This window comes from Seonamhaeicola maritimus (assembly GCF_008056315.1).
Lineage (GTDB): Bacteria > Bacteroidota > Bacteroidia > Flavobacteriales > Flavobacteriaceae > Seonamhaeicola > Seonamhaeicola maritimus.
In genome coordinates this window covers 944,815-958,933 of record NZ_VRKQ01000010.1, presented here as the reverse complement: position 1 = coordinate 958,933, position 14,119 = coordinate 944,815, and the positions used below count along the sequence as shown (strand labels likewise).

Sequence of the window (14,119 nt, the reverse complement as noted above, 5' to 3'; positions counted from 1 at the left end):
GCCCCTTCCTGAATAAAATAAATTTTACTAACTTCGCTAAACTGCAACTAAATTAATCTTTTTCAAGGTAGGTTGTAATTTTCTATAGGAACTTCACCCTCCAAAATGTTCTAAATTTTCCAACCAAAAATTTATATTATGACCAGAGCATTATTTGTACTAATAGCACTTCTTTTAACAGCTTGTTCTCAAAACAAGTCTACTTCTAATCTATCTAAGAATTCTTTAGAAATAACTGAAAACTCTATTATTAGTTTGTATGATGCTTTTGGAGAAAATAAAGAAGGGCTAATTAAAGACTTTGGGTTTTCTTGCCTTATTAAATATAACGGTAAAACTATTTTATTTGATGGTGGGACTAATGCTGATATTTTTAAAAATAATGTGAAGACCTTAAAAATAGATTTAAAAACTGTTGATTTTGTAGTTGCCTCCCATGCGCATTTTGATCATATTAATGGTTTTGATTACTTGCTTAAGGTTAACCCAAAGGTTAAAATTTACTTCCCGTTTGATTTATTTTGGGGAGCCAATATTCCATTTGATATTTCAGGAAAAGATTCTACAGTAGTCAGTACATTAGAAAAGAGAATGCAATATTTTAATGGTAATTTTAAAGATTATCATTTTAATCAAACAGGTCGTTTTTGGAATGCGAACATTGAATTCATAAAAGAAAACACTGAAATAGAACCCGGAGTAAAATTAATTACTACCACATCAGAATATATGGGGTATTTTAACAAATATCCTAGTATCGATTCATATGAAAATTGCGAAACTCATAGTGCTAAGTTTAATGGTTTAAAAGAAATCTCACTGTCTTTACAATCTGAAGAAGGAGAAGTTGTAATAGTTGGGTGTTCTCATAGTACGGTTGAAAAAATTATTTCTGAAACTAAAAACTACACCCACACAAATATTGGCTTAGTATATGGAGGGTATCATCTTTTGCCTTATGATAAAGATGCTTTAGTAGACCTTACCAAACGTTTAAAAAATGATTTAGAAGTAAAAAAAGTTGCTCCAGCTCATTGTACTGGCCATTTAGCGTTTAAAATGCTTTTGGATGAGTATAAAGAAAATTACATGTTTGCCGGATTAGGTGAGGTGACAAAATTTTAAAAAAACTTCTACTTAATATTCATTAAAAGTAAATCAATAGGGCACTTCAGTTTATTTTTACAACTTATAATAATGGATTAATTTATAAAAATGCTATGCTCTTATAAATATTTAGGTTTTATCTTTGACCTTAAATTAATTTAATATCCTTCATCTAAATTAAATGGAAATAGCTATAATTGCTCATGATGGTAAAAAGGCTGAAATGGTTCAGTTTTTAAATCAACATAAAGAAAAACTACAAGAAAAGAATATTGCCATAATATCTACTGGTACCACAGGTAGTAAGGTTGAAAAGGCTGGCATTGAAGTTACAAAATTACTTTCGGGCCCTCTTGGGGGCGATGCTCAAATTGCGGCTAGAGTTGCAGAAGGAACATGTAAAATGGTAATCTTTTTTAGAGACCCATTAGAAAAACATCCGCATGAACCCGATGTTAATATGCTAATGAGATTGTGTGATGTACATGATGTCCCACTAGCTACAAACCCTGCCACAGCAGAACTTTTGGTAAGAGCACTTTAATTAATAAGAAAAAAAGAAACCGTTTAAAGTATAGTTTCTTTAAACGGTTTCTAAACTAACTAACCAACCAAAATATTGTTATTCTTCAGTGCAGGATATTATCCTACTTATTTCTTGTATTTTCTCTTGGGTTGTCTACCCTTTCTTTTTTGAATTTACGTTTCTTCCCTGCAGCAGTACTACTCTTTTCTTTGCTATTAGCACTCTTTAAATACTGTATATAACCTCTTCCTTTAAATTCATAAACCGTTTCAGATGTTGTGTGATACAATTCTATGGTTCCGTCATCTATAACGGTTAATTCAAAGAATTCATTGTCAAAGTAATCATAATCTAATGTTAAAGTTTTTAGGTACATATTATTAGCCACATCTCCAACACCATATACACCTATGTAATCCCAAATAAGACCACTTACATTCGTTCCCGTAGGATCTTGCGAACTTTGGAATGTTGAGTCATTTCCACCAGGTAAAAACTGTAAAAAGTTCTCATTATCAAACTCATTAATAGCTCCAAATTCACTAGTATAGGTCTTTTCCCAAGCCTCATACTCTTGCAAGAAATAGTGAATATTATCATAGAATACAAAATCATAATCAAAATTATTTCTTTGATATCCATCTAAAAAGTAAGACGTATCATTATTTGGATTATAAAGTTCAATGGTATTTCCATCTACTTGAAAAACGTCAAAAGTTGAAAAACCATCTATATCGTGTTGTACATCAAGAATCATATCATAGGCATCATATTCGCCTACATCAATTCCAAATCCATTTCCGTTATCTCCCAATCCTACAATATTGTTGTTAGCATAAACAACACCTCCTCTAAACGAAATTGTAAACGCTTTTTGTAAAAATGGCGTTTCGCCATATCCTTGTGTAGCATTAATATCTACATACCAAAGTTCATATGAACTCAACAAGCTATTTAAAGAAATAACAGGTTCGTCATAATATTCATCAACATGAACTTCTGTATAGCAGGATGTAAATAATGTTGCTGTCAAAGCAAATGTAAAAAGTAGTTTTATAGCCTTCATATCATCTTAATTTTAGGGTTTGTACTTTATTGATTTCAAAACACGTGCCAAAAAAATATTAATATTGATTTGCTTAGTTAAATGGCCTTAATATTTTTATGTATTTTTGAATTAGAATTGACTATTAGATTTATGGAAAAGCCTTTAAAGTATGCTGTTTTTGGTGGTGGAAGTTGGGCAACTGCTATTGTAAAAATGCTTTGTGAAAATCTTGATGAAGTTGGTTGGTATATGCGTAGTGTTTATACTAAAGAACACCTTTTAAAAGAGCAACACAATCCTAATTATTTAAGTTCTGTTGAGTTTCATTTAGAGCAGTTAAAGATCAGTAACAATATAAACGAGATTGCTGATTGGGCAGATGTGATGTTTTTTGTCATTCCATCTGCTTTTATTCATAGCGAGCTAGAAAAACTCACAATTGATATTTCAAACAAAACCATAGTTTCTGCGGTAAAGGGTATTATGCCAGAATCTGGGTTGCTGGTAGGCGAACATTTTCATGAGTTTTATAATTTACCTTATGAAAACATAGCTGTAATTGCTGGCCCTTGTCATGCAGAAGAAGTTGCATTGGAGCGTTTATCTTATCTAACTATTTCTTGTTCTGAAACTGATAAAGCAAAACAAATTGCAGATAGTTTAGCTTCAGACTATATAAAAACCAAAGTTAGCGATGATGTTATAGGCATAGAATATGCAGTTATGCTGAAAAATATTTATGCTATTGCTGCAGGCATTGCCCACGGTTTAGGTTATGGCGATAATTTTCAAAGTGTTTTAATGAGTAATTCCATACGCGAAATGAACCGTTTTATTAAAAAGCGCCATAAAATGAAACGGAATATTAATAACTCTGCTTACTTGGGAGATTTATTGGTAACCGGTTACTCTGTATTTTCCAGAAATAGAATGTTCGGAAACATGATTGGTAAAGGTTACACGGTAAAGTCTGCTCAAATGGAAATGAGCATGATAGCCGAAGGTTATTATGCTACTAAAAGTGCTCACATGCTTTATGAAAGAAACAATAAAAGAACTCGTATCCCAATAATTAATGCGGTTTATGAAATATTATACGAGGGTAAAAACCCTAAAAAAGTATTTAAAAAATTAACTGATAAATTGAATTAACTTTACTTTACCAAAACACCTTTCACATCCATTAATGGTATAGGTTGAAGCGCCTTTAAATTAATGGTGTTTTTTCTAAATAAATAGGTTTTATCAAACATGGTGTTTCCTTCAAAAAAAGATACTTTAAAGGTGTTATTTAAAGCAAACAAGTCTTCTTGAATCAATTCAATTTTCGCATAACTCTTTTTAGGCAACTTATCTAACTTCTTTCTAAAAACAGAAGTTGTTTTGTTTTCAGAATAACCACTAGTTACAATAAGAACCATATCTAAGTCTACCTCTTTATCATTAATAATGTAGGCATTCCAATCTTGTGTTTTGTAAACATCGTTATACTCATTTACAACCGCCACATAAACACCTTCAACTTTAGGTACTTCAATATCTTTCCTCATATCTCTTATTTAATAAAAGCACAAAAATAGTGGTTTTTTAAGAATTTGATTTCCTTAATAAAACCATTAAATTCGTAAAAGATTACTTTACAAACCTCTAACAAATGACGCTTACAAAAAACATAAAAAAGTACATTGACCAAAGTGTATTATGCTGGTTGGCAACGGCATCATTAGATAATATACCTAATGTGTCACCTAAAGAAATCTTTACGGTTTATGATGATAAAACCATCATTATAGCTAATGTTGCATCCCCTCAAACTGCAAAAAACATAAAAGATAATCCAAAGATTTGCTTGAGTTTTATAGATGTTCTGGTTCAAAAAGGATATCAGCTAAAAGGTAAGACAAAAGTTGTACCTAAAAGCGATGCTGAATTTGAATCTTTAGAAAAACCTTTATTAGAAATAACCGAAGGTAAATTTCCGTTTGCTTCTATTTTTAAAATTACCGTTGAAAGTGCTAAACCCATTATTGCTCCAAGATATATTTTATATCCTGAAACTACAGAAGAAGCGCAGATTGAAAGTGCTAAGAAAAGTTATGGGTTTTAACTTCTTAAAAGAAACATGGTTTTATTTGTCTCATATTACATCACTGAGTTCCAATGATAAAACAAAAAGTAATTATCAATTAATCGGTAAACCATCTTCATAAAATTGTTGATTATCTAAAACAGATGAATGATTATTATCAATTTCCTCCTCAATAATAGGTAAAATAGTTTCAAAAGCCTGCTCGAGATATTGAATAGAGAATAAAGAAAATTTCATGAAAATGAGCTGCGAATTTAACACGCTTTCAAACTCTGGGTTATTCAACAAATCTTCAGGATTTCTTTTAAATCGAGAAGGTTCTGAAGTCCAATCAATTTCTAATTGATTTATCTCATTAGTAATATTTTTTGTCTGATAATATTTGGCTAAAAAGGGTAAATAATAATTATGCATATCAGACCTATAAGAATCGTCTTCCATTGCAACAAAATCTATTACCGTAGGTAGAGAAATTAATAATCCTTTTAGACTATCATTACTTATCAAATTTAGTTTATCAGATTTTAAAACGTTTGTTAATGCCCCAGTATGAGACACAAACTTCCACCCAGCAATGAAAGCCTTTCCTAACAAACTATCAAGGTTATGATTTTTGTAATCAGGATTATTAGTACATTCATCCATAAGCACCCTCATAGAAAGAAGTGCACCTTCTTTGTTTCTCTTAATATATTTCAAAAAAGTAAGGTTACCCGTCAATTCAGTTCTTAAATTCAATAAAACTTTTTGTTCTTCTTTACGCTCTTGTACCTTCTCATTCCATGTATTAATTTGTAAGGCAATCAAGATTCCTAAAACCACTAAAACAATTTCTCCAATTGCATAGACTATGTACTTCTTGAACTTATTTTCAGTTAGTAGGTTCTGACGGATGCGTCTAAAAAATTTTATCATAAGCTTGTAACAAAACACTAATTATCAAGCCAAAAAATAATAAAAGGCCTGTGTTACAATTTAAGAAAAATAAATGGTTATAATGCCGATTTAAACTGCTCTAAGAAACGTACATCGTTTTCACTTAATAAACGAATATCACCAATTTGGTGTAATAGCATAGCAATACGGTCTATACCCATACCAAAAGCAAAACCTGAGTATTCTTTAGAATCGATACCGCAGTTTTCTAAAACGTTAGGGTCTACCATACCACAACCCATAATTTCTAACCAACCGGTTCCTTTGGTGATTCGGTAATCGGTTTCGGTTTTTAAGCCCCAATATACATCAACCTCTGCACTTGGCTCTGTAAATGGGAAATACGATGGACGTAAACGAATCTCTGACTTACCGAACATTTCTGTTGTGAAGTATTGAAGTGTTTGCTTTAAGTCTGCAAAACTCACATCCTTATCAATATACAATCCTTCTACCTGATGAAAGAAACAGTGCGAACGTGCCGAAATAGCTTCATTTCTATACACTCTCCCCGGAGAAATGGTTCTTATAGGTGGTTTATTGTTTTCCATATAACGTACTTGTACCGAACTGGTGTGTGTACGTAATAAAATATCTGGATTGGTTTGAATAAAGAACGTATCCTGCATATCACGAGCTGGATGATATTCTGGTAAGTTTAATGCGGTGAAGTTGTGCCAATCGTCTTCAATTTCTGGACCTTCACTAACGTTAAAACCAATACGTGAAAAGATATCTATAATTTGATTTTTAACTATAGAAATAGGATGACGTGCCCCTATTTGAATAGGCTCACCCGGACGTGATAAATCTCCATAAATACCTTTTACTTCTTCCTTACTTTCTAATTCTTCTTTTAAGGCATTTACTTTGTCCTCAGCTGTCTTTTTAAGCTGATTTATAGTCTGACCAAACTCACGTTTTTGATCGTTAGCTACATTTTTAAACTCAGCAAAGTAATCGTTTAACAATCCCTTTTTACCTAAGTATTTTATACGGAATGCTTCAACCTCTTCTTTTGTTTGGGCCTTAAATTCTTCGGCTTCTGCTATGAGTTCTTTTAATTTATCAATCATGACATCAATTCAAAATGGTTGGCAAATTTAATGAATTTATCGGGATTTGCGTTAGGGATTGAACGCCTTGTTTGAAATCCTTTTTACTTTTTAAAAAGTAAAAAGATTGAGTAGTGAAAGCCCGACCTTTAGGGAACGCCCAACTACTAATTAATAAATTCAGTCTCTAAAAAATAGTTTACAATGGCCTCCTTCATTAAAACACTTTGTTCACCGGCTTTTAAATGCGGAAGAGCTTCAAGCATCTTATAATGTGGCCACCCATCTGGGTCTACAAAATCTAATTCATAATAGCCATAGGGCGTTAAAAGCTTACAAATAGCAATATGCATGAGGTCTAGCTTTTGATCTTTTTTAAAGGTTCTATCTAATTGTCCTAACTCCTGCACACCAATTAGATAAATAATGGCATCAAGGTCTAAAGGATCTCCATCTGCAAACTGACTAGACAATTTTTCAACCACCTGACCCCATCTTTCTTTTAATTGTTCGTCTCTAGACATACTAATTTTTAATTGGCAAAGTTAATAAACTATGTGCGACTTATTTATATTTGTTTAAATTGAAATATTATGGGTGTTATTGATATAGTTTTAGGTGCTTTAATATTGTTTGGTTTAATACGCGGTTTTTCTAAAGGGCTTTTTGTTGAAGTTGCTTCTTTAGTAGCTTTGGTAGCCGGAGTATACGGTGCAATTCATTTTAGTAATTTTGCAGCCGATTTCTTGATTGAAAAGGTTGATTGGGAACTGAAATACATAAACATAGTTGCCTTTGCCATTACGTTTGTGGTGATTGTAGTTGTAATTGGTATGGCAGGAAAAGCATTGACTAAAATAGCCAATTTTGCAGCTTTAGGTCTTATAAACAGACTTCTTGGTGCTGTTTTTGGCGCATTAAAAATTGCCGTAATACTTAGCGTTGTTTTAATTGTATTTGATAAGTTTAATAAGACAATTCCGTTTGCAGATGAAGATGATTTAGAATCTTCTGTTTTATATACTCATGTAAAGGCTTTGGTGCCCGTTGTTTTACCCTATATTTTAGAGTTTGAAAATAAAGAACCTTCTGAAAAGGAAGAAGCATTGAATAATGAAGTATAAAAAAAGCCGCTAAAAGCGGCTTTCCTATTGGTTTTATCTTAATTAAATCATCTCTACTTTTCCTGATGACAACATGTAAACTCCTCCCACTATTTGAATTTCTCCTGCTGCTTCCATGTCTTTTAAGATTGGGCTACGCTCTTTAATTCTTTCAATTGTAAGTTTAACATTGTTTTCTACAGTTTTAGCAACAAATTCTGAGTTTGAAGAATTTGCTTCTCCTTCAACCTCATCTGCAGATTGTTTTACAGCTGGTAAAATATTAGCTAATAAATCTGTAATGTTTCCAAGTTCAACGCCATCACAAGCAGCTTTTACAGCGCCACAATGCTCATGGCCCAGTACCAATATTAGCTTGCTTCCTGCTACTTTACAAGAGTATTCTAAACTTCCTAAAATATCAACGTTTTCAAAATTTCCTGCTACACGTGCCACAAAAATATCACCAATAGCTTGATCTAAAACTGTTTCAACTGGTACACGAGAATCTATACAAGAAAGCACAACCGCTTTTGGGAATTGGCCACCAACTGTTTGTTCAACTAGCGCAGAATTATCTACTGCCTGACCATTACCATCAATAAATCTTTTGTTCCCTTCCAATAAATCTTGTAATACACCTGCTGGTGTTAAAGTATCTTGAACTGTTTTTGTAATTGCTATGTTTTTCATCTGTTTAATTTTTATTGTTTTTTAATTGTCATATGTAATTCGCCCATAAATATTTTGATAGGTGTTACCAAATAATTTTAATAGCTCATTGCATAATTTTTTAATGTTTATCTTCTATATTTTCTTTAATCCATACCATACATTCTTCAAAAGTGTCGAATATATGTTCTTCAGGCACAAAATCTGGTATTATATCAATACGTTCCATCAAGTAACGTGGTTGAGGCAGAAGGTCTACAAATAAGAAATCTACACCATTCTTTCTTAAGTCTAACAACATATCTTCTAGTGCGTAAAGACCAGATTGATCCATATATTGCATACGATCAAAACGCACGACAACCGTTTTTGCTGTTTTTGGTATTTGTGCAGCTAACTGTTGAAAGTCACTTGTAGAACCAAAAAATAAGGGCCCCTTAATATGCTTTATAAATACCTCTTCTTTTAAGTTCTCTGGAAAACCAGCCTCATCAGCCCAAGCCTCTTCTTTTAATGGTTTCACATCAGAACGTTCGGCGGTTAAATCACCTATCTTCTTCATGAACATTAATGAAGCTATTACTAAACCGATACCTACCGCGTAAACCAAATTCCAGAATGTAGATAGAATTAATACTGTAAGCATTATTACTACTTCCATACTAAATTTAACTGGCCCAATTTTAACATCTTTAGGTAAATTAGGAATAGCTCTTAAGCCTTTGTAATCCATAACACCAATACCAACCGTAACCAAAATACCAGCAAGAACAGCTGCAGGAATCTTTGATGCAATAGGTCCTAATCCCAATAAAATCACAAACAGTAGTAAACCCGCTATCATTCCTGATAATTTTGTTTTACCACCAGATGTAATATTTACTACCGTACGGATAGTTGCTCCCGCACCAGGGATACCTCCAAATACAGCCGCAATACTATTACCTATACCCTGACCTACTAATTCCTTATTTGGCTTATGTTTTGTTTTAGTCATATTATCGGCCACAACACTCGTTAATAATGAATCTATAGCTCCCAAGAGAGACAGTGTTAGTGCTGTAAAAATATAGGGTGTAAGACTACTTAGTTTAAATTGAGTGAAAATTTCCAAATTTGGAAGGGGTAACCCACTAGGTATTTCTTCAATTGGTCTGTAATTCAGACCAAAACCAATGGCAATTCCCGACATTACAATCAAAGCCACCAATGTACTTGGAACTGCTTTAGTTATTCTTTTAAACCCATAAATGATAAAAATAGTACCTAAGGCCAATATCAATTCTAACCAATTAATGTTTTTAAGTGCTCTAGGTAATACCTTTAAAGCTCCTAACACCCCAGAGGCTTCTTTACCTGCCAAGGTTTTGCTTTCTCTTAAAATATCATCCCCAGTTATTTTTTCAGCTCTACTAATTGTTTCTTTAAAATCTTCAAGCACCAAAATTCCTTCTCCGGCTTCTTCCTTTAATATATTATCAAGAATAATTTCTTCTGCCTGTGGTTTAAATTGCTCAACAAACTGCACATCCTCTTTAGCATAATAACCTAATGAGGGCAATATTTGAGTTATAAGAATTATGACCCCAATGGCAGTCATAAAACCAGAAACCACTGGATACGGAATGTATCTAATGTACTTACCTAATCCTAATATCCCTAACCCAACCTGCATTAAACCAGCTAAAAGAAAAACTGTTAGAATTACTGGTAATGCCTTGTTAACATCTCCATCATTAGCTGCAATTATACCTGCAATAATTACCATACTAACAGCAGTCATTGGAGCTGTTGGACCAGAAATTTGGGTACTAGTACCACCGAAAAGTGCTGCAAAAAAGCTAATAAAAATAGCTCCATAAAGTCCAGCACTCGGACCTAAACCTGAAGATACTCCAAAGGCTAATGCCAAGGGTAATGCCACTATACCTGCGGTAATTCCTCCAAAGGCATCTCCTTTAATATTAGAGAATAAGTCTTTCATGATAATTAATATTTAGTTAAGTTTTAAAAGTAAACTAAAAAGATAATACTTTTAAACTTTTCTTACAATATTAGAAATTAACAAAGGTGATCAAATTAAATTGGTCTCTACCGCTTGTTTCAAAAAACTGATTCATATACCCAGCCTCAATTCTAATATTTTTATTTAGATTATAACCTAAACCACCATAAACACGGTTTCTATCAAAAACCGAACTTTTAGTGTTAAGAAATATTTCATTATAAGCAGATAGGTATAATTTACTATTTTCTTTTTCTTTGTTCTTAAAAGGCACTTTAAAAGCTAGGAAATAACGAAAACGCATTTTAAAATCGCTTTCAACAAAACGTTGTTCAAACCTATATCTATGACTTAAACTTACGTTTCCAATTTTTTGCTTAGAAATAAATTGTTGAAATATTCTATGCTCATTAACAGAAACCTTATCATCAGTATCTCCTAAATAATTTTCTAAAAGAATGTAACCGTATCCTAGTAATACATTGTTCTTGCCCTCATTGAAAGTATAACCTAATCCAGTTCTTAAAAGAAGTTGTTCAAGGTCACCAATGGCATCATAATTCCTATATTGAACTTCATGATGGAGATTCCATTTTGAATTTAGTTTTTTGCTACCAATGTATATTAGCCAGTTGCCAAAATCACTTTCTTGACTTTGGGCAAATACCGGTAGCATTAGTCCTATCACCAATGCTACCAAACTTGCTCTACTTAACTTCTTTTGCATGTTTAAATGTTTTAATGAAACTAAAACTACTACGCTGTAAGTAACAGCGAAACATCTACCTTCTTAATTAAATCATTTAAATTTAGAATACCGGATTTTTTAGATTCCACCATGTTTCTACTAACACAAAGCAAATCAACATTACTCTTTGCCATGTAATGAGATAGGTTGCCAACCGCATTATCATTTGATTCAAAAACATATTCAACCGTTTTTTTAGAGGTCAAATCGTTATTACTTTGACCCAATCCATCCGCTGATTTTTGAATTTTAAATGCCTTTACAGGCTTTTGAGTTAAGTCAATTAACCTTTTTGCTAAATCTTCCGTTGGCTGTTCAAAGTTATTTAATATACCTAATGATAAGTTTTCATCATACTCCAAAACATTTTTATTGGAAGCCATAAAAACAACACCACTATACTTCTTAAGTATGAACTTAGTAAGCTTATCTCCAGTCAATTTTAAAGCATTAAAACGTTTTTTTCCTAAAACTATAATATTCGGATTGGTATTTTTTATATGCTCTTCAATTTCTTGTTTCACATTACCATATGTTAAGCCATAGCTTACGTTTAAACCTTTATCAATAGATTTTACAACGTCTTCAATATGGTTTTTGCTTGATATATAATCCCTATTAATTGAACGTACAGAAGATAATTGATTATCATTTTTAACTATATCAACAGGTTTTTTTACATGTAAAATGTCAATATCGCCACCAATCATTTTAGCTAAATTAGCGGTGGTTTTTATAATAGTATCTGAATTGCTTTTTAAATCTAAAAGCACTAATATTTTATATCTGTTATTTGTTTTCATATTCATATTTATTTAACTTAAACCTAAACTAGATTTTGGTCTAGTTCTAAAAAATTCGACAAAACTTTCTGGATTTTCCACAACTCCGCGCTTAGATATGAGCTTAATATCAATATTTCGCTCTTTGGCCTTAAAGGCAAAGTCATCCATTATTTCAATAATATCATTATCTAAGAACCTTGTTTTAATAAGATCTAGCTCTAAATAGGTGTCTCTTGGTAAACTATCAAGTTCTTTTAAAATAGCCCCTTTATTAAAAAAGGTAACTTCTTCTGCAAGCGACATTTTGATTTTGTGCTTACCATTACTTTTATCTTCAATATGAAGAAAGTGAGAGTTCTGGTAACTCTTTAAAAGTATAACAATGATACCTACACCTAAACCTAATCCAATTCCGTATAATAAATCAATAAATACGATACCAAAAACAGTTACCGTAAACGGAATAAATTGCTTCCAACCTAAATCATACATCTTTTTAAATAAGGCCGGTTTAGCCAACTTATATCCAACAATTAATAAAATTGCAGCTAATACTGACAACGGAATTAAGTTGAGTAGCTTTGGTATAGCAATCACTGAAATTATTAATAAGAAACCATGAATAATTGCGGATAGTTTTGATCTTCCTCCGGATTGAATATTAGCCGAACTTCTAACAATTACCTGGGTAATTGGTAAGCCACCAATTAAACCAGAAAGAATATTACCCGTTCCCTGTGCTAACAACTCTCTATTGGTTGGTGTTACCCTTTTTAAAGGGTCAATCTTATCAGTTGCCTCAACACAAAGTAAGGTTTCTAAACTAGCTACTAAAGCAATTGTAAAAGCTACAATCCAAACATCTCCTTGGAAAATAACACCAAAATTAGGAAACGTAAACTGACCTAAAAATGAAGAAATATCAGATGGAATTGGCACACTTACCAAACTCTTTTCATCTATAGCCAAATTACCAGAGTCCCCGAAAAAAGAATAGAAAATAATACCCAGCACAACTGCAACCAATGGCCCCTGAATTAACTGAAATATTTTGGCTTTTTTAGTAAGCACGTTATTCCAAAGAATTAATATTCCAAGGCCAATTACAGCAATTACGGCACTCCCTAAACCAATATTTGTAAAGGAATTAAAAATTTGCTCAAATGTACCTTCTCCTTTTTCTGATACATATCCTAAAAAATAAGGTATCTGCTTTAAAATAATTATTATACCAATACCAGTTAACATTCCTTTAATCACAGATGATGGGAAATAATACCCAATTACACCTGCTTTTAATACCCCAAATAAAATTTGAATAACTCCACCTAGCACAACAGCTACTAAAAAGTTTTCAAAACCTCCTAAAGCTCCAATAGAGGTTAATACAATAGCGGCTAAACCTGCTGCCGGACCACTTACGCCAATTTGAGATCCACTCAACATTCCAACTACTATTCCTCCAATAATTCCTGCTATTAATCCTGAAAAAAGTGGTGCGCCACTGGCTAAAGCAATACCTAAACATAATGGTAGTGCTACGAAAAAAACGACAATACTTGCCGGTAAATCATTTTTAATTGTTTTAAACATATTATAAATAACTATTACCCATAGAAATATAACTACAGGTGATTTAAAAAAAAATTGAATTTTGGCTACAAAAAAAGGAGCCAACAAAAACCTAGATTATAATATGTTCATTTCAGGAGGTGGCGAAATGATGTTTAAATGGGGTTTGGGGTATGCTTTGAAAAAGTATTCTAATTCATTTTCGGGATTAAAGCGAGAAAAAACTGGATCTGGATGTGGCCCTTCGCAAAACACCTTTTCCATATCCTTATTCTTTTCATTCCCTTTTTCTTCTTCTTCAGCAGAGGTATAAAAAACAGAAACATCAATAGAATCATCTATCCATGTAAGGACTGTAGGCGCCGTTAAAAACGCCATAAAAATCACTGAAAAAAAGATGGATATAATCCTTCTTGACATCTGTTTAAAAAAATTTGAAAAACAAATATAGACTTTTTTATGTTAAGGAATTA

Annotated in this window: 16 protein-coding genes; 5 read left to right on the top strand and 11 right to left on the bottom strand. The window is 32.3% G+C overall.

The window, feature by feature from the left end; translation table 11 throughout:
- The first annotated feature begins 138 nt into the window (after positions 1-138).
- Together FUA22_RS12395 and FUA22_RS12390 are read left to right on the top strand one after the other, a co-directional pair.
- A complete protein-coding gene (locus FUA22_RS12395; protein ID WP_147768801.1) occupies positions 139-1,125 on the top strand; it encodes an MBL fold metallo-hydrolase in 987 nt (328 codons plus the stop codon).
- Between the two features lie 163 nt (positions 1,126-1,288).
- Complete coding sequence (locus FUA22_RS12390; RefSeq protein ID WP_147768799.1) at positions 1,289-1,651, top strand: methylglyoxal synthase; 363 nt, start codon at positions 1,289-1,291, stop codon at positions 1,649-1,651.
- Positions 1,652-1,754: 103 nt separating this feature from the next.
- On the opposite strand, the gene FUA22_RS12385 is transcribed toward FUA22_RS12390, so the two are convergent.
- Positions 1,755-2,699 (bottom strand): nicotinic acid mononucleotide adenyltransferase, encoded by a 945-nt coding sequence (locus tag FUA22_RS12385; RefSeq protein WP_147768797.1) that lies wholly within the window; start codon positions 2,697-2,699, stop codon positions 1,755-1,757.
- Between the two features lie 132 nt (positions 2,700-2,831).
- On the opposite strand from FUA22_RS12385, the gene FUA22_RS12380 reads away from it, so the two are divergent.
- Complete coding sequence (locus FUA22_RS12380; RefSeq protein WP_147768795.1) at positions 2,832-3,833, top strand: NAD(P)H-dependent glycerol-3-phosphate dehydrogenase; 1,002 nt, start codon at positions 2,832-2,834, stop codon at positions 3,831-3,833.
- Positions 3,834-3,835: 2 nt separating this feature from the next.
- Here the strand turns inward: FUA22_RS12380 and FUA22_RS12375 are convergent, their stop codons facing one another.
- A complete protein-coding gene (locus FUA22_RS12375) occupies positions 3,836-4,231 on the bottom strand; it encodes a hypothetical protein (protein WP_147768793.1) in 396 nt (131 codons plus the stop codon).
- Positions 4,232-4,335: 104 nt separating this feature from the next.
- Here FUA22_RS12375 and FUA22_RS12370 point away from each other — a divergent pair, with 104 nt between their 5' ends.
- Positions 4,336-4,788 carry a pyridoxamine 5'-phosphate oxidase family protein gene (locus tag FUA22_RS12370; RefSeq protein ID WP_147768790.1) on the top strand — a complete coding sequence of 151 codons (453 nt, stop codon included), beginning with the start codon at positions 4,336-4,338 and terminating at the stop codon, positions 4,786-4,788.
- Between the two features lie 75 nt (positions 4,789-4,863).
- Here the strand turns inward: FUA22_RS12370 and FUA22_RS12365 are convergent, their stop codons facing one another.
- The 3 genes from FUA22_RS12365 to FUA22_RS12355 form a co-directional block, all read right to left on the bottom strand.
- Positions 4,864-5,685, bottom strand: coding sequence for a DUF6090 family protein (locus FUA22_RS12365; RefSeq protein WP_147768788.1), 822 nt, complete (start codon positions 5,683-5,685; stop codon positions 4,864-4,866).
- Between the two features lie 77 nt (positions 5,686-5,762).
- On the bottom strand, positions 5,763-6,782 hold the full coding sequence (gene pheS / locus FUA22_RS12360; protein ID WP_147768786.1) for a phenylalanine--tRNA ligase subunit alpha: 1,020 nt from the start codon (positions 6,780-6,782) through the stop codon (positions 5,763-5,765).
- Between the two features lie 146 nt (positions 6,783-6,928).
- The gene (locus tag FUA22_RS12355) at positions 6,929-7,285 is read right to left on the bottom strand and encodes a hypothetical protein (RefSeq protein ID WP_147768784.1); all 357 of its coding nucleotides are present in this window, start codon (positions 7,283-7,285) and stop codon (positions 6,929-6,931) included.
- 69 nt (positions 7,286-7,354) lie between these two features.
- Between FUA22_RS12355 and FUA22_RS12350 the strand changes: the two genes are divergently transcribed.
- The gene (locus FUA22_RS12350; protein WP_147768782.1) at positions 7,355-7,885 is read left to right on the top strand and encodes a CvpA family protein; all 531 of its coding nucleotides are present in this window, start codon (positions 7,355-7,357) and stop codon (positions 7,883-7,885) included.
- Positions 7,886-7,927: 42 nt separating this feature from the next.
- On the opposite strand, the gene FUA22_RS12345 is transcribed toward FUA22_RS12350, so the two are convergent.
- The 6 genes from FUA22_RS12345 to FUA22_RS12320 all read right to left on the bottom strand — a co-directional run bounded on the left by FUA22_RS12345 (position 7,928) and on the right by FUA22_RS12320 (position 14,066).
- Entirely contained in the window at positions 7,928-8,557 is a 630-nt protein-coding gene (locus FUA22_RS12345; protein WP_147768780.1) for a carbonic anhydrase family protein, read from the bottom strand.
- Positions 8,558-8,657: 100 nt separating this feature from the next.
- On the bottom strand, positions 8,658-10,520 hold the full coding sequence (locus FUA22_RS12340; RefSeq protein ID WP_147768778.1) for a SulP family inorganic anion transporter: 1,863 nt from the start codon (positions 10,518-10,520) through the stop codon (positions 8,658-8,660).
- Positions 10,521-10,590: 70 nt separating this feature from the next.
- Entirely contained in the window at positions 10,591-11,268 is a 678-nt protein-coding gene (locus FUA22_RS12335) for a DUF2490 domain-containing protein (RefSeq protein ID WP_147768776.1), read from the bottom strand.
- 29 nt (positions 11,269-11,297) lie between these two features.
- Positions 11,298-12,092: a universal stress protein gene (locus FUA22_RS12330; RefSeq protein ID WP_170309906.1), complete on the bottom strand. Its 795-nt coding sequence runs from the start codon at positions 12,090-12,092 to the stop codon at positions 11,298-11,300.
- A 12-nt stretch (positions 12,093-12,104) separates the two neighbouring features.
- Positions 12,105-13,667, bottom strand: coding sequence for a SulP family inorganic anion transporter (locus FUA22_RS12325; protein WP_147768772.1), 1,563 nt, complete (start codon positions 13,665-13,667; stop codon positions 12,105-12,107).
- Between the two features lie 96 nt (positions 13,668-13,763).
- A complete protein-coding gene (locus FUA22_RS12320; RefSeq protein ID WP_147768770.1) occupies positions 13,764-14,066 on the bottom strand; it encodes a hypothetical protein in 303 nt (100 codons plus the stop codon).
- Positions 14,067-14,119 lie beyond the last annotated feature (53 nt).